Origin of the sequence: Desulfosporosinus acididurans, assembly GCF_001029285.1 — a bacterium.
GTDB lineage: Bacteria > Bacillota > Desulfitobacteriia > Desulfitobacteriales > Desulfitobacteriaceae > Desulfosporosinus > Desulfosporosinus acididurans.
The window spans coordinates 108,813-133,061 of record NZ_LDZY01000010.1 but is presented as its reverse complement, the minus strand read 5'-3'; the positions used below and the strand labels follow the sequence as shown (position 1 = coordinate 133,061).

The 24,249-nt window shown below is 43.3% G+C and carries 25 protein-coding genes; all 25 read left to right on the top strand.

Annotated features, from left to right (window positions below):
- The 25 genes from DEAC_RS14860 to fliY all read left to right on the top strand — a co-directional run bounded on the left by DEAC_RS14860 (position 1) and on the right by fliY (position 24,162).
- Positions 1-852, top strand: a complete 852-nt coding sequence (locus DEAC_RS14860) for a transketolase (RefSeq protein ID WP_242847169.1) — start codon at positions 1-3, stop codon at positions 850-852.
- Complete coding sequence (locus tag DEAC_RS14855) at positions 842-1,816, top strand: transketolase family protein (protein WP_047810855.1); 975 nt, start codon at positions 842-844, stop codon at positions 1,814-1,816. Before DEAC_RS14860 ends, DEAC_RS14855 begins: the two co-directional genes overlap by 11 nt.
- A gap of 114 nt (positions 1,817-1,930) precedes the next feature.
- Positions 1,931-2,287 (top strand): DUF8042 domain-containing protein, encoded by a 357-nt coding sequence (locus DEAC_RS14850; protein WP_053006455.1) that lies wholly within the window; start codon positions 1,931-1,933, stop codon positions 2,285-2,287.
- Between the two features lie 16 nt (positions 2,288-2,303).
- Entirely contained in the window at positions 2,304-2,702 is a 399-nt protein-coding gene (gene fliS, locus DEAC_RS14845) for a flagellar export chaperone FliS (protein ID WP_047810854.1), read from the top strand.
- Positions 2,703-2,767: 65 nt separating this feature from the next.
- The gene (locus DEAC_RS14840; protein WP_047810853.1) at positions 2,768-4,591 is read left to right on the top strand and encodes a motility associated factor glycosyltransferase family protein; all 1,824 of its coding nucleotides are present in this window, start codon (positions 2,768-2,770) and stop codon (positions 4,589-4,591) included.
- A gap of 59 nt (positions 4,592-4,650) precedes the next feature.
- Positions 4,651-5,907, top strand: coding sequence for a motility associated factor glycosyltransferase family protein (locus tag DEAC_RS14835; RefSeq protein ID WP_053006454.1), 1,257 nt, complete (start codon positions 4,651-4,653; stop codon positions 5,905-5,907).
- A 3-nt stretch (positions 5,908-5,910) separates the two neighbouring features.
- Complete coding sequence (locus DEAC_RS14830) at positions 5,911-7,719, top strand: HAD-IIIC family phosphatase (RefSeq protein WP_047810852.1); 1,809 nt, start codon at positions 5,911-5,913, stop codon at positions 7,717-7,719.
- Positions 7,720-7,723: 4 nt separating this feature from the next.
- A complete protein-coding gene (locus DEAC_RS14825) occupies positions 7,724-7,951 on the top strand; it encodes an acyl carrier protein (protein ID WP_047810851.1) in 228 nt (75 codons plus the stop codon).
- Between the two features lies 1 nt (position 7,952).
- The gene (locus tag DEAC_RS14820) at positions 7,953-8,780 is read left to right on the top strand and encodes an AAC(3) family N-acetyltransferase (RefSeq protein ID WP_053006453.1); all 828 of its coding nucleotides are present in this window, start codon (positions 7,953-7,955) and stop codon (positions 8,778-8,780) included.
- Between the two features lie 151 nt (positions 8,781-8,931).
- Positions 8,932-10,212, top strand: a complete 1,281-nt coding sequence (locus DEAC_RS14815) for a DUF4910 domain-containing protein (protein WP_047810850.1) — start codon at positions 8,932-8,934, stop codon at positions 10,210-10,212.
- Positions 10,213-10,294: 82 nt separating this feature from the next.
- Complete coding sequence (locus DEAC_RS14810) at positions 10,295-10,789, top strand: hypothetical protein (protein ID WP_047810849.1); 495 nt, start codon at positions 10,295-10,297, stop codon at positions 10,787-10,789.
- Between the two features lie 539 nt (positions 10,790-11,328).
- Entirely contained in the window at positions 11,329-13,494 is a 2,166-nt protein-coding gene (locus DEAC_RS14805; protein ID WP_047810848.1) for a chemotaxis protein CheA, read from the top strand.
- 13 nt (positions 13,495-13,507) lie between these two features.
- Entirely contained in the window at positions 13,508-13,933 is a 426-nt protein-coding gene (locus tag DEAC_RS14800) for a chemotaxis protein CheW (RefSeq protein WP_047810847.1), read from the top strand.
- A gap of 1 nt (position 13,934) precedes the next feature.
- The gene (locus DEAC_RS14795; RefSeq protein ID WP_047810846.1) at positions 13,935-15,119 is read left to right on the top strand and encodes a protein-glutamate methylesterase/protein-glutamine glutaminase; all 1,185 of its coding nucleotides are present in this window, start codon (positions 13,935-13,937) and stop codon (positions 15,117-15,119) included.
- 4 nt (positions 15,120-15,123) lie between these two features.
- Entirely contained in the window at positions 15,124-15,618 is a 495-nt protein-coding gene (flgC, locus tag DEAC_RS14790; protein WP_047810845.1) for a flagellar basal body rod protein FlgC, read from the top strand.
- Positions 15,619-15,624: 6 nt separating this feature from the next.
- Positions 15,625-15,957, top strand: coding sequence for a flagellar hook-basal body complex protein FliE (gene fliE / locus DEAC_RS14785; protein WP_047810844.1), 333 nt, complete (start codon positions 15,625-15,627; stop codon positions 15,955-15,957).
- A gap of 128 nt (positions 15,958-16,085) precedes the next feature.
- Positions 16,086-17,675, top strand: a complete 1,590-nt coding sequence (gene fliF / locus DEAC_RS14780; protein ID WP_047810843.1) for a flagellar basal-body MS-ring/collar protein FliF — start codon at positions 16,086-16,088, stop codon at positions 17,673-17,675.
- A 6-nt stretch (positions 17,676-17,681) separates the two neighbouring features.
- A complete protein-coding gene (gene fliG / locus DEAC_RS14775; protein WP_047810938.1) occupies positions 17,682-18,692 on the top strand; it encodes a flagellar motor switch protein FliG in 1,011 nt (336 codons plus the stop codon).
- Positions 18,682-19,545 (top strand): FliH/SctL family protein, encoded by an 864-nt coding sequence (locus DEAC_RS14770; RefSeq protein WP_047810842.1) that lies wholly within the window; start codon positions 18,682-18,684, stop codon positions 19,543-19,545. Before fliG ends, DEAC_RS14770 begins: the two co-directional genes overlap by 11 nt.
- Positions 19,502-20,809, top strand: a complete 1,308-nt coding sequence (fliI, locus tag DEAC_RS14765; RefSeq protein WP_047810841.1) for a flagellar protein export ATPase FliI — start codon at positions 19,502-19,504, stop codon at positions 20,807-20,809. The genes DEAC_RS14770 and fliI overlap by 44 nt, the downstream gene beginning before the upstream one ends.
- Positions 20,810-20,832: 23 nt before the next feature.
- Positions 20,833-21,288, top strand: a complete 456-nt coding sequence (locus tag DEAC_RS14760; protein WP_047810840.1) for a flagellar export protein FliJ — start codon at positions 20,833-20,835, stop codon at positions 21,286-21,288.
- 15 nt (positions 21,289-21,303) lie between these two features.
- Positions 21,304-21,504, top strand: a complete 201-nt coding sequence (locus DEAC_RS14755) for a flagellar FlbD family protein (RefSeq protein WP_047810839.1) — start codon at positions 21,304-21,306, stop codon at positions 21,502-21,504.
- An 8-nt stretch (positions 21,505-21,512) separates the two neighbouring features.
- Positions 21,513-21,941 carry a flagellar basal body-associated FliL family protein gene (locus DEAC_RS14750; RefSeq protein WP_047810838.1) on the top strand — a complete coding sequence of 143 codons (429 nt, stop codon included), beginning with the start codon at positions 21,513-21,515 and terminating at the stop codon, positions 21,939-21,941.
- Positions 21,942-21,977: 36 nt separating this feature from the next.
- Entirely contained in the window at positions 21,978-22,976 is a 999-nt protein-coding gene (gene fliM / locus DEAC_RS14745; RefSeq protein WP_047810837.1) for a flagellar motor switch protein FliM, read from the top strand.
- Positions 22,966-24,162 carry a flagellar motor switch phosphatase FliY gene (fliY, locus tag DEAC_RS14740; protein WP_047810836.1) on the top strand — a complete coding sequence of 399 codons (1,197 nt, stop codon included), beginning with the start codon at positions 22,966-22,968 and terminating at the stop codon, positions 24,160-24,162. Before fliM ends, fliY begins: the two co-directional genes overlap by 11 nt.
- The last annotated feature ends 87 nt before the right edge of the window (positions 24,163-24,249 follow it).

The window sequence follows — 24,249 nt, the reverse complement described above, 5'->3', positions numbered from 1 at the left end:
GTGTTTGCAGAGAACAAATCCGAAGTAATTCAGAAAGTTAGAAACTGCGCCTTGAATATGCGGAAAAACCTCTTAAAAATGGGCTTGAATGCCGGAGCCAACGGGGCGCATATTGGCGGTTCCTTTTCAAGTGTAGAGATCCTGGCAGCCCTGTATGCAGTCATTATGAACGTTGACAGCCACAAACCTCTCGCTGAAAATCGTGATCGGTTTGTTTTAAGTAAGGGGCATTGTGCGATGGCACATTACGCAGCCCTCTATGAATGTGGATTTCTGACTGAGAATGAGCTGTTTTCCTTTGAAGAAAATGAAGGACTTTTTCCAGCACATTCTGTCATGAATTTAGAGAAAGGAATTGAACTTTCCAGCGGAAGTTTGGGTTTGGGCTTATCGTTCGGAATCGGAAGTGCTCTTGCCGCAAAACGTAAAGGGCAGAACCACATTGTTTATGTTCTTTTGGGCAACGGAGAATGCAATGAAGGTTCTGTATGGGAAGCTATCATGGCTGCAGCTCATTTTAAGCTGGGGAATCTGACAGCCATTATTGACGCAAATAAGCTGCAGTTGGACGGAGATTCGTCTAATGTTATGAAGATGGCAAATTTATCCGCAATATTTAAAGGCTTTGGCTGGGAAGTCCATGAAATTGATGGCAACAATGTGGAAGAGATTTTAGATGTGTTTTCTGATTTGGAACATGAAGAAAAACCCAATGTTGTGATTGCAAACACAACGAAGGGAAAAGGTATATCTTTTATGGAAGGTAATCCCAGCTGGCATCATGGACGTTTGTCCCAAGAGGACTATGAAAAGGCTATAGCGGAACTGGAGGCGGAGGGAAATGCGATATGATGCCAAGAATGCGTTGCTCTGGTCCCGGCTGAGTTCACGAAAAACATTTGGCTTGGTTATGTCAGAGTTAGTGGAAATGCATCCCAATACCATGGTGATTGCTGCGGATGTTGCAGGTTCGGCGGGGTTAAGTGACTTTGCCCAAAGGTATCCAGACAACTTTCTCAATGTAGGAATAGCAGAGCAGAATATGGTTGGAATAGCGGCAGGGCTTGCCAAGGAAGGCATGAAAGTTTTTGTGGTTTCCTTTGCTCCCTTTGCTTCCATGCGCTGCTTTGAGGTGATCCGCACTTATTTAGGTTATATGGATTTGGACGTCGTGATTGTGGGAATAGCCAGCGGCTTAAGTATGGGCGTCAGCGGAAATACTCACTACGGCTTAGAGGATATAGCACTTCTCAGAACGGTTCCCAATATGTCTGTTATTTCACCGGCTGATTGCACTGAGACAGTAAAGGTAATTGAATCGTTATTTGAACATAAAGGGCCGGCTTATCTCCGCCTTACAGGTGTTGAGGGGAATCCTGTGGTCTATAAAGATAATTATGAATTCTCTGTCGGCAAGGCCATTAAACTGCGGGAAGGCAGTGAGGTGGCTATTATTGCCACGGGGACCATGGTTAATGAATCACTGCGCGGAGCAAAAATTTTGCAAAAACTGGGTATCTCGGCTTGTGTAGTAAATATGCATACCATTAAACCGTTGGATACAGTAATGTTAGATGAGATCTTCGCGACTTATAAGTTAATTGTCACTGTCGAGGAGCATAGTGTTGTCGGAGGCTTAGGAGGGGCAATTGCTGAATATAAAGCCGCGAGGGCTAATGTACCGAAGCAGATTGTAATCGGGATTCCTGATGAATTTGGTAAAGCCGCGGAGTATACTTTTCTTCAAAATAAATATGGGTTAACTGCCCAGGGGATTGCGAATCGGATTATTGCTGCGTGGAATGGTCCGCTTTAAGAAGGGATTTCTTAAGATTAAAGGGATAGCTGGAATGTCCGGTATCGAAACGCAAGGCTATAATTGATTGAACTTAGGATGCGGTGCTAACAATGAAACAGAAGAGGTGCAAAAGTGGAAGAACAAATTGAAATGCTTCGTACAGCTGATGACTATCTTAATAAGCTAATTAAAGGCTCTCTAGATGCCGCAGTATTCTTCCAAAGTGGTCAGGAGTCAGAGGGCTTTCAGTTCGTGGCCCTTATTGCTCAAGGGATATCATGGCTTGTTCAAGTTATTGAACTGACCCGACAAGTTCAAATCGAGAAGATCCCTATAGAAGGAATCATGGATATCATTAGTCAAGTTAATGAAGCTATGGAAAAAAGAGATACTGTTGCAATGAGCGATTTATTAGAATTTGAAGTAACTCCGATTCTGCAGCAGTGGCAGGAAAGTATTCAAAAGTTGTTAAGTATAAAAGCAGTATAATAAAAGGAGTTTTTTTATGTCCGATATATCAACGACTGACATAGCCAATCGTACATATGATCTTTCAGCTATAGAAACAGCCACTCCGGAGATGCTGATCGTCATGTTGTATGATGGAGCACTGCGTTTCCTGCAACAAATGCGGAGTGCTTTAGAACAGCAGGATCAAGGCTCTGTCGACAAGTGGCTGGGGAAGCTTCAGGATATCTTTGTTGAACTGAACACGTCCCTGGATATGAATCAGGGGGAGATAGCTCAAAATTTAAGAAAGCTTTATGAATTCTATCAGCATGAATTGATCTTAGCTGCTGTCGAAAAAAATATAGATCGGCTCCAACCTGTTGAAGGATTTCTAACTCTTTTTCGCAAGACTTGGGCAGAAGCTGCTGAGATAAGCGGTACAGCTAAGGCTTAATAACAGGCGGAAACTTCTTTAGGCTAAGGAAAAATTTCTCAGCAGGGATTGAAGGGACTAAAACGATGATGCTTTACAGAAAAAACTTTCGTTTCCTGCTTACGCAAGGATTTGAAGCATGTAAGCTGACATCCCAGGAACCTTCTTCAGTACGCGTAATGACTGGAAAAAAAGGATACCTTACTGGGGTCAAACAGATTGGCGGTCAGGATATTCTCCTGCATAGTTCTTACGATCCTATAACTGAAGCTTCAAGATTAATTACAGGCAAAAAGTTTCCTGCGAACAGCTCAATTTTTGTTCTTGGCTTAGGGTTGGGTTATCATCTGGCCGAGTTATTAAACCAAACATCTCCAGAGTCGATGATTTTTGTTCTGGAAACTGATTGGGATATGATTAGAGCTGCGATGCAGGTGATTGATTTTCAAGAGATAGTCTCTACAGGCAGAGTTATTTTAGCATTTGGCAGCCTTCCGGAAATCAGGGCGATTTTGAACGACGTTTTTAAGATAGAAGATCTGTTGTTAAAACTTTTTAAGATCGATTTCTTAACGTTTGCACCAAAATTAAATTGTGAAAATCAAGAAGTTCAAGGAATGCGCCGGTTAGTGCAGGAAGCTTTGAATAATCATTATCTGGTCATGAATCATGAGATTGATTGGATGCTGCGACGGTTAAGAAATACCGTAGAACATGTTCCTTATCTGGCACGGGCTCCCTATCCGAGTCAAATCGCAGATACTTGGCACAAACCTGTTGTGATTGTTTTGGCCGGACCGTCTTTAGATAAGAATATTGATGTACTTAAAGAGTGGCAGGATCGGGTTACAATATTTTGTGTCAATACGGTCTTCAATCGCTTAATGGATGATGGAATTATTCCTGATGCCGCCTTTAGTATCGATATTCAACCTGATTTGGCAGAACGACATTATCGACGCCAAGAGCCAATTCCTAAGTCTATAGTCTTTGTGGCTAATCCTGGGGTAGATCCTCGATGTATCAGCCTTTTTCAGCAGAATCTTTTGATCTTGGGCGGCGGCGGCTACTTTCAACATGAGCTTGCTCATGATATGGGCAGTGAGGTGATGTCTCTTGGATTGTCGGTAGCGCACTTTGCCTTTATTGTTGCCCGTCATATTGGGGCTGCGCCAATTATTTTAATTGGACAGGACTTAGCTTTTGGTGATCAAGGACAGACGCATGGTGTTGATGATGAGCATAATACGATGTTATCTACTAGTTCTGATAGAGTTTTCTTAGAAGGATATCATGGCGGAGAAGTTTCTTCGTGCCTGACTTGGAAATTGTTCAGAGATTGGTATGAGGATTATTTAGAAAAATACCCTTCCCTAGTCATTAATGCAACCGAGGGAGGAGTTAAAATAAAGGGAACCCGGCAGCTGCCGTTAAATGAAGCATTGGAACAATATGTTGGAATTAATTCGGCAACGAAAGATTCCTTTGCAGATTGGCTTCAGTCTATGCAGCAGACAGTTCCTTATGTAGAAATGTTAAACAGAATTCGCAGATCCTTTGCTAAACGTATAGAGAAGTTACGAGAATCTGAATCAGCGTGCAGCTTAGGAATGAAACTGTCTAAGAACATCGAAGATCCGGAGATGCCTTTAAAAGCAAAACAAGGTTATTTGCAGCACATGGAAAATGAAGTTCGGAACATGATGAAAGACAGATGGCTTTTTTACACGTTCAGATCTGAATTTATTCGCGTGATGTCAGTTTATTTTGATTGGGACGGAAAAAGTGAGGCTCCTGAGATGGTTATTATCAGCAAAGCGAAATTGCTTCAGGATCTTTTTGTAAATTTAGGCTCGCTTTTGCTGGAATTTAGAAAGGTTATGGAAACTGCTCAATACCCTGATCAGTGAACAAAACTGGTTAGACTGTAGCTTTTTAAAATCCCAAAACGGATGGAGTGATTTTATTTTTGGATGAAGTTATTAAACTAAAAGACGGTCGTGTTCTCCGGTTTTTCAAAGCCAAAAATGGTCAGCCAACGTTGACGGTAAACGAAATGCTGCTCCATAGCAAATATGATCCAGGGAAAGAAGCCGTCGCCTTTATAGATCATAATCAAGGAATCTATCAAGATAAAGATAGTGTGGCCGTTTATGGTTTGGGTTTGGGGTACCATGTCCGTGAACTACTCAAGAGAATCGGCCCCGCTTGCCGAGTGTTCTTATTTGAACCGGACCAAGCTTTTGTAAAAAAAGTACGGACTAGAGAACCGGTTCAACAGGTGTTAAGTGATCAGCGGGTAACGCTTATTGAGGGATATAATTACGATTTTTTAAGTCAATTTGCTGAGAAGCTTAAATATGCAGGAGATCTTTTAATCTATAAGCCTTCTTTGAGGATATTGCCCGGAGATTATGAGGATCTTAAAAATGTGATTCTCGATTTCGAAATGGGCAAAATCTCAATTCAACGTCATGGAGCTAGTCTCAAAGAAAACAGCGAACTCAATCAAAGGCTCGATTACAATACGATTGAGGATTATTTAAATCATGACGTTTTTGCAGATAAACCGGTCGTTATTGTTTCTGCCGGACCATCCTTAGATTTAGTGCTTGAAGAGTTGCTGAGGTATCGAAGCCAATTCAGGCTCTTTTGTGTAGGAAGCGCTCTGAGAACGTTAATGAATCATAACATTATACCGGATATGATTTGTATTATTGATGCCCAGGATATAGTAGCTAAACAATTCAGTGGTTATGAAAACCTTGACATACCTCTTTGTTTTTTAAGTACGGCATCACATTTAGCCCTGGCAAATTATCTGGGGCCTAAGTACATTTTCTATAATCAACCGAAACAAGGAAATATAACCATTGAGACAGGTATGTCCGTTGCCACAGCTCTGCTGTCAATTGCTCTTAAAGGTAAGGCCAGCCCGATTATTTTTGTTGGTCAGGATTTAGCATTCATTAACAACCAACACCATACCAATGTTTTTACTGAAATTTACGGAGCGAGTAATGACGCTGCTCTTTTCAGTTCTGCTAAAGTCTTAGGTGTTAACGGAGAACTGTTGGATACTAATTCAGGCTTATTGAGTTATAAACGTTGGATTGAAAGAACAATCGCAGCCAATCCTCAGGTTATCTTTATTAATGCCAGTAAAGGGGCAAAAATTAAAGGAACAATTGAAAAGAATCTAGACGAAATATTTAATGGGGTGTAATGTATGGGAACGGCGAGATCATTTCTGAGAGGAAATTTGCCGCAGACTGCTGCAGATTATGTGCGTATTTATAGGAAGCTGACTGCAGAGATGAGAGAGGAATGGGGGAGCGAGCGTGAGGTCAAGATTGCCTTATTAAGCAGTTTCACGATCCAACCGCTGTCGGAAATCCTGACTGTGAAATGTCTAATAGATGGTATCAAACCGGATATCTATACGGCGCCGTATAACCAGTACACACAGGAAATTTTGGACAGAAACAGTTCCTTGTATGCTTTTAAGCCGGATATCATTGTGCTGTTCATTGATTTGCGCACGTTGCTTGGTGATTACTATTTTTTGCCTTACCAATTGAATAACACTGCGCGCAAAACGCTGATTTTCGAAAAACTTGATCAGTTGACTAACCTTGTCGGTATTCTAAATCAGAACTGCTCCGCTAAAGTAATGGTCCATAACTTTGAAATGCCATCATTTTCGCCTTTGGGTATTTTAGAATCCAAACAAGAGTTTGGTATAGTTGAAGCTGTGCAGCTGCTGAACCAGCATCTTCGGAAGGTCTGGAAAGACAATGATCAGGTTCTATTGTTTGATTATCAAAACTGGTGTTCCTATTACGGCCAGCACAGTCTTTGTGATCCGAAGTATTATTATTTGGGGGATGTTAAATTAAGTTTCGAGTATATGCCCATGTTATGTGATGCTTATTTAGGCTATCTCAAACCGTTGCTGGGTATTTTGGTAAAGTGTATTGTCTTAGACCTGGATAATACATTGTGGGGCGGCGTCTTAGGTGAAGATGGGTTAGAGGGCATTCGTCTGGGTCCGACTGCCGAGGGAAGGCCCTACTGGGAATTTCAAAAATTTTTCTTGGCCTTGTATCAACGGGGCATTATTTTAGCGCTTAACAGCAAGAATAATGCTGCTGAAGTAAAGCAGGTTCTTGCTCAGCATCCTTATATGCTGCTGAGAGAAGAGCACTTCGCTGCAGAACGGATTAATTGGTTAGATAAAGCAGAGAACCTGCGTTCTTTGGCTCAGGAACTGAATATCGGTCTGGACAGTATGGTGTTTATTGATGATGATCCGCTGAATCGTGAAATAGTCAAGGGTTCACTGCCGGAAGTTACGGTGGTGGATTTGCCTGAGGATCCTGCTTTGTACCTAACTACTGTTCAACAGTTGAATATTTGGAATGTACTGCAGTTTACAGCTGAGGATCAACAGAAAGGGCAGATGTATACTGCACAGCGTCAACGTAAAGAGATGCTTGAATCGTCTGCCAGCGTGGAGGACTATTTATCCGGGCTTGGTATGACTGCTAAAATTCATCCTGCAAATACGTTCACGATTCCCAGAATTGCTCAGATGACGTTAAAAACAAACCAGTTCAACCTTACGACACGGAGGTACGAAGAAGGACAAATACGCGCAATGGCAGCCAGTAACCGCTATCTGATTGCCGGAGTACAGGTCATAGATAAGTTTGGCGATAATGGGATAACTGGCTTGGTCATGGTTGAAAAAGGAGACCAGCGCTGGCGTATTGACAACTTCTTATTAAGCTGCCGAGTTATAGGCCGGAAAATAGAAGATGTAATGCTGGCTTATGTTTGGGAACAGGCTCGCCAAGCAGGGGTATCAATAATTGAAGGAGAGTTTATTCCAACCGCCAAGAACATACCGTCTCAGGATTTCTATGTTTCACATGGTTTTCGGCATGTGAGGACAGAGGCACAGCGTCAAATCTGGGAGTTTGATATGCGGCACGATTTTCCTTATCCTGATTTTATTCAAGTTATAATGGGGTGATAGAATGGATGATTTAAAAAGCATAACGGCTAAAGTATTAGGGATTGGTGTAGAAGAAGTTACTGAGTCTTTAACTCGGAACAAGTCCGAGGGGTGGGACTCATTTGGTCATATGATGTTGATTAACGAGATTGAGACTCAGCTTAACATTAAGTTTACCATGAAGGAAGTTGAGGAATTACAAACATTTCAACAACTGCAGGATTTGGTATTAGCGAAGCGGGGTGCTTGAGGTGGATTTAATTCAAAGTCCTAAAGCAGAATTCCTTACGCCATTATTTACTTATAATGATGCAGCTATTTCTTCCCTGGACTTTGTGAAGGCTTTACAAAACTTAGGTATTACTAAGGGTGATACGGTATATATGACATCAGATATTGCTGTATTTGGTAAACTGGCAGTTTTCAACCGACAGTTTCTCTTAGACAGTATTATTGAAGCTGTTATTGAAGTGGTGGGTGATCAGGGTACTATTATTATGCCAACTTTCAGTTACAGTTTTTGTAATGGCGAGTCCTTTAATGTTGCCGAGAGTAAATCGACCGTTGGTGTATTGACAGAGCATTTTAGACAACGCAGTGATGTGAAAAGAACAGTGCAGCCCATATTTTCAGCGGCAGTTTGGGGAGAAAAGCAAGACTTTTTCATGAACATTGGGCACGATTCTTTTGATAATGATTCTATATTTGGTAAGCTTCGCAGGGTTAAAGGGAAATTTGTATGTTTGGGTGCACCCTTTCATTCTTGTACCTATATCCATCATATTGAACAAATGCACGGCTGTAATTATCGATATATCAAGACATTTTCAGGAACGATCATAAATGATGATCAGGTCTACGAGGATAGCTATACTTTTTTTGTCCGCTATTTAGGTAAAAATGTTAACTTAGATACAAACCCCTTGGAAAAACATCTGCTGAGCAAGGGATTGTTAGACCAAGTCACTTTGGGAAACGGTATCATCCAATGCATCAGCTCAGAGGAGCTCTTTGCCGAAGGTTGTAAATTACTGGATTCGGACCCCTATTTCTTTTTAGAAGGGGAGCCCAATTTGTAGTCTATAAGTTTTTATCAAATCGTAAGACTCCCACTTCTATAAGTGGGAGTGGGTCCCCCGTACTCTGCTTCGGTGGGGGTAGAGTCCCCCACCGAGTTCACTGCAGTAGAGAGCATAATGTGTCCGTTAATATAGGAGGATTGCTGATAAAATGCCTGATACAACTATGACGGGTGAAGCCATGTATCGTTTGGCTGAAGAACTATTTCCTATTTGCCGCAGCATAACCGGGGAGGGGGTAAGGCAGACACTCAAAATTATTCAGGAGCATATTCCCCTTAAAATTAAAGAAGTTCCCAGCGGTTCGTCGGCTTTTGATTGGACAGTGCCTAATGAGTGGAATATTGTTGAGGCGTACGTTGAAGACCAAGAGGGAAACAAAGTTATTGATTTCAAAAAGAATAATCTTCATGTCGTTGGTTATTCCGTCCCTATTGATCAGGTAATGTCCCTGCAGGAGCTGCAGCAGCATCTTTATTCTATAGAAAGCATGCCCGAAGCTATTCCTTATGTTACTTCTTACTACAAAGAGCGATGGGGCTTTTGTCTTTCCCATCAACTGCGTCTGTCGCTAAAAGAAGGTCAATATCGGGTTTGTATTAATTCGAGTTTGACTCAGGGGTCTTTAACTTATGGTGAGCTTATCATCCCTGGGGAAACAGAGAAAGAGATATTTTTATCGACTTACGTTTGTCACCCGTCCATGGCGAACAACGAGCTTTCCGGGCCCGCGGTTGTAACCTATTTAGCAAAGTGGCTGTTAGAGCTTCCGCGGCGTAAATATACTTATCGGATAGTCTTTGTACCTGAAACCATTGGATCACTTGTTTATTTAAGCAAAAACCTTAAGGAAATGAAGAAGAATGTTGTTGCAGGGTTTAATATATCTTGCGTGGGCGATGAAAGGGCTTATTCTTTCCTACCTTCTCGATATGGCAATACATTGGCGGACAGAGTAGCTTTGAATGTTTTGACGCATAAACATCCTGAGTTCGTAAGGTATTCATATCTTGAACGGGGAAGTGACGAACGACAATACTGCAGCCCCGGAGTTGACTTGCCTATGGCGAGCATAATGCGCACAAAGTATGGAGTATATCCGGAATACCACACTTCGCTTGACGATTTATCGTTGATTTCTCCAGCGGGCTTACAGGGAAGTTTTGATGTCTTGAAGGATTGTATTAAACTATTAGAGATAAATAGAAAATACCGGATAAAATGTTTGGGCGAACCTCAATTAGGAAGGCGAGGCCTTTATCCAACGATCAGTACACGAGAATCTGGGAATACCGTCAGAAATATGATGAATTTTATTGCTTATGCTGACGGGAGTAATGATTTATTAGATATTAGTGAGATCATAGGGTTACCTGTCGATCAAATGTACCCTATTGTGGATGCTTTGCTTAAGGCAGATCTGATTGAATAATGATTGGCAGAGGGATCGTATTTTATCTTACAAGTAAGGAAGCCAAAATCAAAAGAACGGTCGAAAGTGATGGTGGCTTGAGATGATCAACAAAGAAGTTAGTAATCTATGTGAGGCCATTTACGAGAAAATGACTTTAAACCTTGAAGCTTTTGAGGAAATGCTCAAAATAACTCAACATCTTGAAATGAAGTCACCTGATGATGAAGCTGAGTTGTTCATTAAAATGTTCGAGCAGCGTCAAGATCTGATTAATAAAATTGAGATAGTAAATAAAGAAGTTACTATGATTGGTAACCAAATTATCAATGTACTTAATTTCGGAAATTTTGAGCTTGAGTCAATAAAGCCCTATATTTCTCATGACTTGTATCAGAATCTAACGACAACAAACGCTAACATTAACAAAGTCATCGTGCAAATTCAAGCCTTCGATAAACAGTATAAGGAACAAGCTGAAATGGTCAGAGAAAGAACAAAGTCTCAGATTATTCGTTTTAAAACTACACAACTCCAAAATCAGTTGTATCAAAAGATGCGCTCAGCTGAACCAAAGTTTGTGGATAAAAATGGTTAAGGTTATGTAGCTCGATTTGTCCAAAATTCGAATACAGCTATAATAGAAAATCGCAGGATAATTCTCGCAATTATCCTGCGATTTTCTATTATATTCCTGTATAATTTGTCGAAAAAACTATATACGATAAACATAGTAAATGCTAGAATAAAAACTAACTCGAAAATTTATAAGATTTGAAAATAATGAATTGGCATTTGAAATTATTGGAATTAAACAAATTACCGAGGATACGACCTGCAGCATTTAATTATACCCAAAGGTCCTATATAACACGATGCGAAAAAAGGTTTATTATTATTTTGAACTATCATATTTAGGAAATTCATAAGGATATGTGGAGGAGTATGATAAATGATGGCGAATAAAAGTATCTGAGTTAATAATTTAATATAGAAGAGACATATATAGAAGGAACATATCTAATCCACAAGATATGTGTCGATAACTGGTGAATTGCAATAGTTGCAATGTCTCGGATTAGGAAATAGAGAGAAGTTATTAACTGTGGAATAACCTGAATGATTGAGGTGACATGGATGAGCCAGGACGATGACAAAAACCAAGGGGTTGAGTTAGGGGAATTTTTAGACTTTTATTTATTAGATTCTCAAGAGCAGATTGAAAGGCTCGGAGCAGGGTTATTACAATTGGAAAAAGAGGGCGGAAATATTGGCTTAATTAACGACCTTTTCCGTTCGGCACATAGTTTGAAGGGTGCTTCAGGTACGATGGGGTTTACTCCAATTGTTGAAATAACTCATGCCGCTGAGGATTTATTGGATCGCTTAAGACAAGGGAAAATTGATGTCTCGCTGGAAATGATTGATGTTCTGCTTGCTGTGACTGACAGGGTCAAGGCTATGCTGGAACAGGTTGAGAAGCGTCAAGAAATTACATATGGATCTGAGGATTTAGTGAATTCTATGAAAGCCTTATTAAATGGGGAAACCGCCCCTGCGGCTTCAGAGAAAACCGAGCAAACCTTTGCCCATGAAGAGGAAGCGCCTGCCAGTTTTGTACCGCTTGACTTTTCTCTTAGTGAGCAGGAACGTGAAAAAGTTAACGATGCCCATGGTATGGGGCATGGTGTTTTTGAACTTGATGTCAAGCTTGCACCTAATACTCTCATGAAGGCAGTTCGTGCCGTAATGTCCATCCAACGGCTTGAAGGTATGGGGAAGGTCATAAAAATTCTTCCGAGTGTTGAAGAGTTGGAAGCGGGACAGGCTGATGGCTTTTCTGTTCTCTTTTTAAGTGATGAACCTGGTGAAGAGATTCGAAAAGAAGTTTTAGAGATCACTGACATAACAAGTGTGGCCATTTTTCCCTATTTAACGCCGGAGAGTGCTGTGAAAGAACCGAATATTTCGAATAACGAAATTGTGCCCCAGGAAACTGCGAATCATGAAACTGTTAAACAGAGTATACCTGACGTACCTAAAGAAAAAAGCAAACCTGCGGCAGCGCCGGCTGTTCCTGAACAACCGCCAACGAATGGGGAAAGCAGTACTCAGGTTCATACAATTCGTGTTGATACGGTTAGAATGGATAATCTCATTAACCTTGTCGGCGAAATGGTTATTACCCGGACCAGATTGGTACAAATTGGCTTGGATTTAAAATCTCAGTACAGCACGGACCCGATGGTAAATAATTTAAATGAGGCGAATGTTTACTTAGGACGGTTAATGAACGATTTGCAAGAAAGTGTTATGCGCTTACGCATGGTCGCCATTGGAACTGTCTTCAATCGTTTTCCGCGCTTGGTGCGGGACCTGGCTAAAAAGACGGGTAAAGAGATTGATCTGGTGTTAAAGGGCGAAGATACTGAACTTGACAAGACCGTCGTTGAAGTGATCGGTGATCCTCTCATGCACCTTATTCGTAATTCGGTGGACCATGGTATTGAATCTCCGGAAGAACGCCGGGCGGCAGGCAAACCGGTTCATGGAACGGTTACTTTGGATGCATATCACGATGGCAACCATATTGCGATTCTCATTTCCGATGACGGAGGCGGTTTAGATCTCGACAAAATAAAGAAAATAGCTCTTACTAAGGGTCTTATTAATGAGCGGGAAGAACTCTCTGAAAATGATATCGCCAATCTCATTTTCTTGCCCGGCTTTAGTACGGCAGATAAAGTTACTGACATTTCCGGGCGAGGCGTGGGTATGGATGTTGTGAAAAAGGCCCTTAATAATCTCGGAGGAATGGTCGATATTACAACTCGCAAAGGTAAGGGGACTACCTTTACAATTCGTCTGCCTTTGACCTTAGCGATCATTCAAGCTTTGCTTGTGGAAGTACGGGATGAAATTTATGCTGTTCCGCTGTCCTCGGTTCTGGAGACTTTGCTCGTTAACCGTTCGGACATTAAGACTGTAGGCGGTTTGCAGATGGTTCAACTGCGCGGAAACACTTTGCCCTTGATTTCTTTGCAAGAAAAATTTGGCCTTCCGGATGCGGAAACTCTCCAAAATGAGGTTTTTGTTGTTGTTGTGGGCTTTGGAGATAAAGTGCTGGGACTAATTGTTGATGAATTGCGCGGACAACAGGAAGTTGTCATTAAGTCCCTGGGTGATTTTCTTAATAACCTGCCAGGAATTGCCGGAGCGACAATTTTAGGCGATGGCAAAGTTACGTTAATTCTTGATATAGGATCTCTTCTTCAAGACGTTTTAGTTACGAGAAAAATCTAAGGGGGAGAAAAGCATGGCTGAAGAACAATTAGTAACATTTAGTTTAGGATCTGAAGAATTTGGCGTTGATATTATGCGCGTTCAGGAGATTATTCGAATTCCGCCGATTACGCGGGTTCCTAATGCCCCGGTTTATGTGGAAGGAGTCATAAATTTACGGGGGAACGTGATTCCGGTCGTGAGCCTGTCAACTCGTTTCGGCATGACTCGTGCGGAAGAAACGGAACTTAGCCGAATTATTGTAGTTCAAGTACAAGCTAAAGTTTTCGGGATTCGCGTGGATGCCGTAACAGAAGTTTTACATTTGGATAGTGACAGTATCGAACCCCCGCCGCCAATAGCGGTTGGTGTTGACTCTCAGTTCATACGCGGAGTTGGGAAAACTGGTGAGCGCTTACTCATTCTTTTAGAACTCGATCAAATTATGGGCGGGGATTAATATGAGTGAAAGGCCAAATACATCCGTTGGGGTGCTGATCGTTGATGATTCGCCATTCATGCGTTTGACCTTGCAAAAGATTCTTAATCAAAGCCCTAATATTAAGGTTTTAGATACTGCACGAGATGGGCGTGAAGGAATTTTAAAAATCCAGTCCCTTCGTCCACAGGTAGTTACCATGGATGTCGAGATGCCTGTAATGGATGGCCTCCAGGCATTAGACGAGGTTATGCGCTGGCAGCCAACGCCGATAATTATTTTAAGTTCAGTGACAACAGAAGGAGCACAAGCGACCTTAAAGGCTTTGGATTTAGGAGCCGTGGATGTCGTTGTGAAGCCGACAGGGACACAAGGAAATGATCTCCAGGCACTGTCGCGTGATTTAATTGAAAAGGTATTGGCAGCCGCCGGTGTTAACCTTTCTCGTCTTGGACGGAAGGGATTACCTGTTAGTTCAGGGGTTTCCGGGAACAAAGGGCTTGTTAACTTAACGCCTGGAAGAAAGGTTGAAACTTCGGCCGTTCCTCAAGCGGGTGTTCTTCCGGCAAAAGGACAAGCCCCACGTCCATTTATTACGGGGAAAAGTTCTTCTCTGCCTAAGCATGCAGTTGAGATTGTGGCGATTGGAACCTCCACAGGGGGGCCGTCAGCCCTGCAAGCGGTCCTTCCTTCACTGCCTGCTAATTTTCCAGTACCTGTACTTGTAGCTCAACATATGCCTGCAGGGTTTACTGGGCCTCTCGCCCAACGTTTAAACGGGCTTTGCCCCTTAAATGTCAGGGAAGGCCTTCACGGGGAAGTTCTCAAAGCCGGTACAATTTATGTGGCACCGGCTGGGAAGCAAATGCAAGTCCAGCGTAAGTCGGGGCAGCTAGTACTAAATATCGGCGATGAAGCTCCGATCCCTACCCTTTATCACCCCTCGGTGGATGTTATGCTGCTTTCTCTGGCGAAGTCTGTAGGCAAAGGAACTCTGGGAGTCATCATGACCGGTATGGGCAATGATGGGACTAAGGGAATGAAAGATGTTAAGGCTTTTGAAGGATTTTCTATTGCAGAATCTGAGGAGACTTGTGTTGTTTACGGTATGCCCAGGTCTGTAGTTGATGCCGGTTTAGCTGATCGAATCGTACCGCTTGGTGAGATTGGACGAACAATTGTGGAGTGCGTTATGAAAAGGGGGTAAGGAAATGAGCCTATTTGGTTCGATGGATATCAGCTCTTCCGGGCTAACTGCCCAACGTTTGCGCATGGACTTAATTTCCAGTAACATAGCCAATATTAATACAACTCGAACGGGACAGCTGACTCCTGCCGGAAACCCTATCCCTTATCAGAGGGAAGTGGCTGTGTTTGTCCCACGTCCCCCGGCAGCATCGTTTTCTAATGTGCTTGGGGAAAAAATGAGCGGGCAAAATGTTGGCAATGGCGTAGAGGTTTCCAGCATTAGCAGTGTTCCGGATACTGAAGCCCCTTTTCGTTTAGAGTACAATCCGGATTCGCCCGACGCTGCCAAAGTGGCCGAACCCGGAATCCCTGTAGGCTATGTACGAGAGCCGAATGTAAATATTGTAACAGAAATGGTAGACATGATTTCGGCTTCCAGGGCCTATGAAGCAAACGTTACTGCCCTTAATGTCAGTAAGTCAATGGCTTCGAAAGCCTTAGAAATTGGAAAGGGGTAAGATAAAATGAGCATTTCAATAGCGCCTATTTCATCGCCAGGAATCCTGAATCCGATTTCTTCGGCAAGCACTGGGAATAATGCTGCTCTTCCTTCTGGAGATGGGGCTCAAAAGGCGGGAACGGATTTTGCGAAGTTCTTAAGTGATGCTTTAGGACAGGTCAATGCGCTGCAGACCAATGCAGACAAAGCCAGTATGCAGCTCGCGACAGGTCAGGTCCAAGACGTATCGACAGCTATGGTGGCCTTGGAAAAAGCTAATCTGTCTTTATCTTTGACTGTTGAAGTCCGTAATAAAGTCCTTGACGCCTACCATCAAATTATGAATATGCAAATGTAAATTTAAAGTAAAAATGTTCTTATTTATTAATACGGATGGAGTTATTGTTTTGGTTGGGTCTTACGGAAATTATTTTAGATTTTTAGCTTTAGCTGAATGAGTTCACTTTAAGGAAAGGAGTGTGAAGAATGGATTATTCTTGGGCCGGGATTAAGAACTCGGTAAAGAATTTTTGGGATAAGCTTTCTCGGCCACAGAAAGTAATCACGGTTGTTGCTCCTCTTATGGTTATGGTAGCGCTGGTGTCCTTAATTGCTTGGGCGAGCCGTCCGCAATATGTCGCTATTTTTACAAAGCTCAGTGATTCGGATGCCGGAGCGATAACGACGAAACTTAAAGACTTGAAAGTTAATTACCAATTAGCAGATAACGGATCCACGATTATGGTTCCTCAACAATCAGCTGCTGACGTCCGTTTACAACTGGCTAACGCAGGACTTCCCCAAAACAGCAAATTTAGTTTTGATTATTTGGACACGATGCACCTCGGTGAAACTGATGCCGACCGCAAATTGCGCTACACCCTTGGTTTACAAAACGAATTAGAGACTACCTTGAAAATATTGAATGGTGTACAAGATGCTCGAGTTCAATTAGTCATGCCGGATGATTCATTATTTGCCGATACTCAAAAAGCGGCGACCGCATCGGTAACTCTTAAAATCGCTCCCGGAAATAAACTGAGCGATGATCAAGTTCGTGCGATCGCTAATCTTATTGCAGGGTCAGTTGAAGGACTGCAGCCGGCTAATGTGACGATTGTGGATACCCAAGGCAATGTTCTCTCGGATGTTCTTGGCAAAAGTAATGATCCTAATCGTCTCACAGGAACCCAGTATCAGCTTGAACAATCTGTAGAGGAAGATACACGAAAATCTGTCCAAAGTATGCTGGACAGGGTATTGGGCCCAAATGCAGCCATCGTTCGCATCAATGCGGTATTGGATTTTGACCAGATTAAACGTACTAAACAGACTTATGGCCCCGGTGCCGTAGTTAGTCAGCAAAATTCTACCGAAAACACTACGAACGGCTCTGCGGCCGGCGGAACACCAGGTGTGACGACCAATGGGGCGCCTACCTATCAAGCGGCGACACAGGGGGTAACGTCTTCAACTAAGACAACGAACACAATTAATAATCAAGTTGATTCCAGTCAAGAAGAACAAGTGGTGAGCCCAGGGGCAATTAAGCGTCTTTCCGTGTCAGTGATGGCGGATTCGTCAGTCGTTACCCCGAACCAGCTTAATCAAATCAAGACGATCGTGGCATCTGCCGCTGGGATTGACCTAACTCGGGGAGATCAAATTCAAGTTGCCGCCATTCCCTTTAATAATTCTGAGTTGGCTCAAGCAAAACAAGCCATGGCAAGCGCACAACAACGGCAGCAGATGATGACCTACGCTGAAATTGGGGCCGGTGTTTTACTTGGCTTAGCAGCACTCATTGCTTTTCTGGTCAGACGAGCAAAGAAAGCCCGTGCGGTTAGAATGTTAGGTATGAATGGTGAACAGCCGGTAACTCTCGCTGATGCCGAACTGATGATGTCCCAAGAGTTACTGGAGCAAGAGGCGAAGGCCAAAATGGCCAAGAAACAGGCAAAAACTGAGGATGAGATCCTTATGCAACAAACGAAAGAGGCTGTTGAACAATATTCACAGAATAACCCGGCTGAAGTCGCTCGTCTTGTTAAGACCTGGTTAGCAGAGGAGAGTTAGATGACAATGGCTCAAGCACAGCCTTTAACGGGAATCCAAAAAGCAGCAATTCTGATGATTTCTTTAGGTTCACAGAATTCTGCCAAAATAGTTCAAAATCTTAATGAATTAGAAATTGAAAAATTAACGTTAGAAATGTCCAATGTGGGTAAAATCACTCCGGAACAGCGGGATAATGTTATTGAGGAATTTCATCAGATGTGTTTGGCAAATGATTATATTTCTTACGGGGGAGTGGATTACGCGCGGGAAGTATTGGAACGGGCTCTTGGAGAGCCAAAAGCCAATGAGATTATCAGCCGCTTGGCAAGTAATCTGAAAATGCGTCCTTTTGACTTGGTGCGGAGGACAGATCCGAAACAACTGTTCTCCTTTATCCAAGGCGAGCATCCTCAAACTATTGCCCTCATTATGACCCATCTTCCTGTCGATAAAGCGGCAACCTTGCTGGCTAGTCTTAACCAAGAGAGACAGGCCGATGTGGCGAAGAGAATCGCGATTATGGGCCGGACGAGTCCTGACGTGCTCAAAGAAATCGAGAAAGTTCTGGAACGGAAGATTTCCAGTCTGGCCCCGACAGATTATACAAGTTCCGGCGGTATCCAAAATATTGTTGATGTTCTCAACCGGACTGACCCCGGAACGGTTAAAGTGGTTATGGATGCTTTGGAACAAGACGATCCGGAGTTAGCGGAACAAATCAAACGACAAATGTTTGTCTTTGAAGATATTATTACCCTTGATGATCGCGGTATTCAGATGGTACTGCGTGAAGTAGATACAAAAGACTTGGGATTGGCGCTGAAAGGGAGCAATCCTGAAGTCGTGGAAAAGGTTATGGGCAATATGTCCTCAAGGGCCGGACAGATGCTGCGGGAAGATATGGAATTCATGGGTCCGGTTCGACTGCGGGATGTCGAAGAAGCTCAGCAGCGTATTGTTAAAGTAATTCGCAAACTGGAAGAGAGCGGCGCAATCGTTATTTCAAGAGGAGGCGCAGACGAAATTGTTTACTAAAACGGGCGTCGTAAAAAGTTGGGATGTCGAGGTATCTACGCCACATCTTGTGAAATGGACTCCGAAAGTTGTACAAGCTGATCCTATGCCAAAAGAATCAAGTAATGACTTGACTGACCTGAATACGTCTCAAGATGAGCTTCTGGAGTCTTCCCTTTCGTCTGAAACGCAGGAAGTTATTGTGGTATCGCTGGACCAAGCAAAAAAGGAAGCTCAGGAGATTAAGGCTAAGGCAGACGCTGAAGCTCAAGAGATACTGAAGCAGGCTGAGGCCGATGCTGAGACTATTCGATCCCAAGCTCAAAATGACGTGGAACGTTTACGCTCAGAGGTTAGAGAGTCAGTAAGGGCTGAAGTCTATCCTGCGGCTAAAGCTGAAGGGTATCAAGCAGGGATGTCTGAAGGACTGGCCGAGGGGAGCCGTTTCTCCAAAAGTGCAACTATGTTTTTGCAGATGGCTCAGCATGCAGTCCAAGAGGAATATGCCAAAGTTGATGCAGAGCTGCTGCATTTGGCGATAAAAATTGCTGAACGAATTGTAAGATCGACCTTGGCAGTCGAGCCGGAGAAAATGCTAAGCACGATTCAAGCTCTCACCCTCTTGCCACAGGAACGCCAAGGATGGATGCTACATGTGGCGAAAGAGGATGCCGGCTGGCTTCAGGAATATCAATTACCTTGTCCTTGGACTGCTGATGAATCGTTAACACAAGGCGATTGTTTCCTGGAGTGTCAAGAAGGGATCTTTGATGCCCGGCTAAACGCTCAATTAGATAAATTAGAGCACACCTTACGAGAGGAGTTCAAGTATGGGAGCCTGGACCTTAATGACTCAAAAGGTGGAGCAGCTTGACCCAATCTCGGCTCAAGGAAGAGTTTCCAAAATTGTGGGCCTGATGATTGAGTCGGCCGGCCCAAGAGTAAGTGTCGGCGAATATTGCCATATCCTCACTTACAGCGGACAGGAGATTCCAGCTGAGGTTGTTGGCTTTCGGGACTCAACCGTTCTTCTTATGCCTCTAGGAGAACTGGAAGGGATTGCTCCGGGTGATCGTGTGATTCCTCAAAGGCAAAGGCTGACAGTTTCAGTGGGCCCTGAACTTTTGGGACGAATTCTCGATGGATTGGGGCAGCCCATTGATGGCCGGCCGCTTAAGACTGAAACCCCGTATCCTTTGCAGAATAGGCCGCCAAATGCTCTCCTGCGTCCGCGAATTACTGATATCCTTAGTGTCGGCGTCAGAGCCATTGATGGGTTGCTCACTATTGGCCGCGGTCAGCGGATGGGAATTTTTGCAGGTTCCGGCGTAGGCAAAAGTACCTTGCTGGGCATGATGGCAAGGAATACTGCAGCCGATGTTAATGTCATTGCTCTGGTAGGAGAACGTGGCCGAGAATTGCGGGATTTTATCGAAAAAGATTTAGGACCTGAAGGTCTGGCGCGATCTGTAATTATCGTGGCAACGTCGGATCAACCGGCTTTAGTCCGCTTAAAGGCTGCTTTTACTGCTACAGCAGTTGCTGAATATTTTCGTGATCGAGGCAAGGACGTACTCTTAATGATGGATTCTGTAACCCGCTTTGCTATGGCTCAGCGGGAAGTGGGGCTTACTGTCGGTGAACCCCCTGCAACTCGGGGATATCCCCCTTCAGTCTTTGCACTCCTGCCTAAATTATTAGAACGATCGGGGATGTCAGAGAAGGGGAGTATTACGGGAATTTATACAGTGTTGGTTGACGGAGACGATCATAATGAGCCTATTGCTGATTCTGTGCGCGGAATTCTTGACGGACATATCGTATTAACACGGGAAATGGCTATGCAAAATCATTATCCTGCCATTGATATTTTACAATCGGTTAGCCGGGTTATGAATGATGTGGCCAGCCCCATCCATAAGGAGTTAGCCTCAAAATTGCGGGAACATTTGGCTGTTTACCGTGATGCTAAGGATCTGATTGATATTGGAGCGTACACTTCAGGGAGCAATCCCAAAATTGATTCTGCTGTTGCACATATAGATCGGATTCAAGACTTTACTCGACAAGATGTCAGCGAGACGTGCGAATTTAAGGATATGCTTCAGCACCTCGAGACCATTTATGCCCAAGATTAACATTGGCTGAAAGGGTGAAGAAAGTGGCCCGATTCCATTTTCGTTTTGAGGCAAGTCAACGCCTTGCCGATCAATTGCTCGACATGGCTAAGCGGGAGTTTGCACAAGAGATGCAGCGCTGGCAAGCTTGCGTCGATGCCTTGACAGCTCAGCGAGATATCTTTAATAATGCTTTAGAAGGTCAGAGGAGTGCAGGAATGCACTCACCGGAAGATTTAGCGATTTGGCAGAACTTTGTTTTTGAACAGCGAAGCCGGCTAAAAAAACGCGAAGCAGAGAAATTAGAACAAGAAGAGATCGTGGAGAAGACGCGACTTATTTTGATCGAGGCGCATCGTGAAGCGGAGAAATTCCGGCGCCTGAAAGAGAAACAACTTAAGGTGTTTCTGCAGAAAGAATTACTTAAGGAACAAAAAATCCTCGATGAAACAGGCCAGATTCTTCACTGGCAGCAGAAAAAGCATTCTCTACAGTGCTAATGGAAGGATGAAGCTATGATTTATGTCACGCGCTTAAACGGCAAAGTCTTTGCCTTAAATTGCGACTTGATAGAAACGATGGAAGAAACTCCGGATACGGTTATTACGTTGACGGGTGGAAATAAATTCGTGGTATCTGAGAGTATCAAGGTTCTGATTGAACGTATCATTGAGTTTCGGCGTAATTGTCAACAGTTTCCAATGATTGAGGAGTGATTAAGTTAATGAATCGAAAAACCCTGATTTTCATCATTATAGCCGTTCTCCTGGGGTCAGGAATCGGTGTAGGCGGGACAATCCTAGCTCAGAAAACGATCTTTAAAACTCAAAGTACTGCCAAGGTAAGTCAACCAAAACAAGACGGGCCGCTGCTATCTCTCGGTGAGCTGTTAATTAATTTGCAAGGCGGTGCCATTCTTAGAACAACTATTACGCTGGAAGTTGTGGACGCTAAAGCATTGACAGATCTAAAGGCTAAAACTGCGATTTTAAATGATAAAGTCAACTCGGTATTATTGAATAGACCTCTTGCCGATGTGCAAACTCCTGAGAATTTAACGAAGTTAAAAGCGGAATTATTGAAGAAACTCAATGGAGTTGCTAATAATGAAATTACCGATGTTTTATTTGAGAAAATAGTTTATCAGCAGTAAATAAATACAACGATTCTTTTTGAGAGGGGGAATTCGATGGGAGACGTCTTATCCCAAAGCGAAATTGATGCTTTGTTGAGTGCACTGTCAGATGGACAATTGAGCGCTGAAGAGATGCGGTCAACTGATAATACGAAAAAGGTTCGAGTGTACGATTTTAAGCGTCCGAATAAGTTTTCAAAGGATCAGATTCATTCCCTCCAAAACATTCATGAAAATTATTGTCGCGCACTGACGAACTATCTTTCCGGAAACTTGCATTCGCCCATTGAAAGTAAAGTTCTTTCCATTGAACAAATCACTTACGATGAATTCATACGTTCTTTACCAAGCCCGACAGTTATGGGGATTTTTACCTTGGAACCGTTGGAGGGAACTGTTTTGATGGAAGTAAGCCCTTCACTTGCTTTCACCATTGTGGATCGAATCCTGGGAGGACAAGGCCAGGAAGTTGAAAAAAACAGAGATTTAACAGAAATTGAGAAGACTCTTGTCGAACACCGCCTTACCCATATGATCAATCTAACCGAGGAGGCTTGGGCTGAAGTTTATGAATTGAAACCGCAATTCATCGCCATGGAGCCCAATCCGCAGTTTGTGCAAATCGTTGCTCCTAACGAAATGGTTGTTTTAGTCACTATTGAAGTTACTGTGGGCGATACAGTAGGGATGATTGAAGTGTGTTTACCCTATTTGGTACTTGAATCTATCTTGGAAAAGTTGAGTACCTATTTCCTCTTCTCCACGAAGGCTAAAGTCAGCTCTCCGGAACAAATCGCTGCTATTCGTAAAAAAATCGAATGGGCCAAGGTGGATGTTGTGGCATTTTTGGGCCACTCCGAGATTCTGGTGCGGGATCTCCTTGAACTAGCTGTAGGGGACGTAATCCCTCTCCGGCAGGCTGTGGCGGAGCCGCTTCCAATCTATGTTGGAAAGTACATGAAATTCAAGTCTAATCCAGGACTAAACGGAGACCATCTCGCTGTTCAGATTACTGAAGTCGTAGAGGAAGGAAGGGAAGAAGATGGGGAATGAGATTCTCTCTCAAGAAGAGATTAACGCGTTGCTGCAGGGGACTTTAGATCTCGATTCGAGTTCTGATCAAAAGCCGCCTGAAGATACTTTAAACGACATGGAAAAGGATACCCTTGGCGAAATTGCCAACATCTCCATGGGTACGGCAGCGACAACGTTATCGTTGCTCTTAGGCAAAAAGGTTGATATTACAACACCGAAAGTTGATATTACAACTTCGGAACAGATTATGAAAGATTATCCTGTTCCCTCCGTGATTTGTAATGTCAAGTATAAAGAGGGGATCGAGGGTTCCAACCTCTTGATTCTCTCTCAGCAAGATGGTTCAGTAATAGTAGACTTAATGATGGGCGGAGACGGAAAAAACCCAACCCCCGGCTTATCAGACCTGCAAATCAGCGGAATTTCAGAGGCTATGAATCAGATGATGGGGTCTGCAGCCACCTCCATGTCGACAATGTTTAAAGCGACCGTCGACATTACTCCTCCTGACTTAGTACTGAATGATTTGTCGGCAGATAAGGATGTCATTCATGATACCTTAAGTCCTGATGAACCTCTTGTGCGGATTTCCTTCCGGATGATCGTTGAAGATGTTATCGACAGTACGTTAATTCAAGTAATTCCTCTGAGTGTTGCTCAAGGGATGGTTAACAAGTTAATGGCTGCCATGAACGGTGATGCTGCAGCGGCAGCGGCCTCACAACCAGCCCCTCCTCAGCAGAGCATGCCCAACCAGGAATTCGCCCAAGTTCCCCCGTTGTCACCACAGTCACCGCCATCACCACCCTCTTATGAAGCTGCATATCCGCCGGGGGGCTATCCGCCTTATGGGGGTGGACAACCTAATCCTCAAACTAGAAGCCAGACCCCTGTTCAACCGGTTCAGTTTGCACCTTTACAGCAGGGTGTTATGTCGAAGCAGCCTGAAAATCTAAATTTGATTCTCGATGTGCCGCTGCAAATCAGCGTGGAATTGGGACGAACGAAAAAAACGATTAAGGAGATTCTGGAAATGGGTCCTGGGTCAGTCGTCGAACTTGACCGCTTGGCTGGAGAAGCAGTAGATATGATTGTCAATGGTAAGCTGATCGCAAAATGTGAAGTGGTTGTCGTTAATGAAACCTTTGGTATTCGTATTACCGATATTGTTCAGCCAACGGAAAGGATTTCACTGAACTCTTAGGCTAGAGCATTATGATATGCCGTTACTGCATACTGTTGGAATGGTTAATCCATAAAATGAAAAGTTATGTCTCTAATTATAGTAAAC

Excerpts from the sequence above, each read along its gene's own strand:
- DEAC_RS14855 (WP_047810855.1), top strand. The coding sequence starts at position 842 with ATGCGATATGATGCCAAGAATGCGTTGCTCTGGTCCCGGCTGAGTTCA.
- fliS (WP_047810854.1), top strand. The coding sequence starts at position 2,304 with ATGTCCGATATATCAACGACTGACATAGCCAATCGTACATATGATCTT.
- DEAC_RS14840 (WP_047810853.1), top strand. The coding sequence starts at position 2,768 with ATGATGCTTTACAGAAAAAACTTTCGTTTCCTGCTTACGCAAGGATTT.
- DEAC_RS14830 (WP_047810852.1), top strand. The coding sequence starts at position 5,911 with ATGGGAACGGCGAGATCATTTCTGAGAGGAAATTTGCCGCAGACTGCT.
- DEAC_RS14825 (WP_047810851.1), top strand. The coding sequence starts at position 7,724 with ATGGATGATTTAAAAAGCATAACGGCTAAAGTATTAGGGATTGGTGTA.
- DEAC_RS14815 (WP_047810850.1), top strand. The coding sequence starts at position 8,932 with ATGCCTGATACAACTATGACGGGTGAAGCCATGTATCGTTTGGCTGAA.
- DEAC_RS14810 (WP_047810849.1), top strand. The coding sequence starts at position 10,295 with ATGATCAACAAAGAAGTTAGTAATCTATGTGAGGCCATTTACGAGAAA.
- DEAC_RS14805 (WP_047810848.1), top strand. The coding sequence starts at position 11,329 with ATGAGCCAGGACGATGACAAAAACCAAGGGGTTGAGTTAGGGGAATTT.
- DEAC_RS14800 (WP_047810847.1), top strand. The coding sequence starts at position 13,508 with ATGGCTGAAGAACAATTAGTAACATTTAGTTTAGGATCTGAAGAATTT.
- DEAC_RS14795 (WP_047810846.1), top strand. The coding sequence starts at position 13,935 with ATGAGTGAAAGGCCAAATACATCCGTTGGGGTGCTGATCGTTGATGAT.
- flgC (WP_047810845.1), top strand. The coding sequence starts at position 15,124 with ATGAGCCTATTTGGTTCGATGGATATCAGCTCTTCCGGGCTAACTGCC.
- fliE (WP_047810844.1), top strand. The coding sequence starts at position 15,625 with ATGAGCATTTCAATAGCGCCTATTTCATCGCCAGGAATCCTGAATCCG.
- fliF (WP_047810843.1), top strand. The coding sequence starts at position 16,086 with ATGGATTATTCTTGGGCCGGGATTAAGAACTCGGTAAAGAATTTTTGG.
- fliG (WP_047810938.1), top strand. The coding sequence starts at position 17,682 with ATGGCTCAAGCACAGCCTTTAACGGGAATCCAAAAAGCAGCAATTCTG.
- fliI (WP_047810841.1), top strand. The coding sequence starts at position 19,502 with ATGGGAGCCTGGACCTTAATGACTCAAAAGGTGGAGCAGCTTGACCCA.
- DEAC_RS14755 (WP_047810839.1), top strand. The coding sequence starts at position 21,304 with ATGATTTATGTCACGCGCTTAAACGGCAAAGTCTTTGCCTTAAATTGC.
- DEAC_RS14750 (WP_047810838.1), top strand. The coding sequence starts at position 21,513 with ATGAATCGAAAAACCCTGATTTTCATCATTATAGCCGTTCTCCTGGGG.
- fliM (WP_047810837.1), top strand. The coding sequence starts at position 21,978 with ATGGGAGACGTCTTATCCCAAAGCGAAATTGATGCTTTGTTGAGTGCA.
- fliY (WP_047810836.1), top strand. The coding sequence starts at position 22,966 with ATGGGGAATGAGATTCTCTCTCAAGAAGAGATTAACGCGTTGCTGCAG.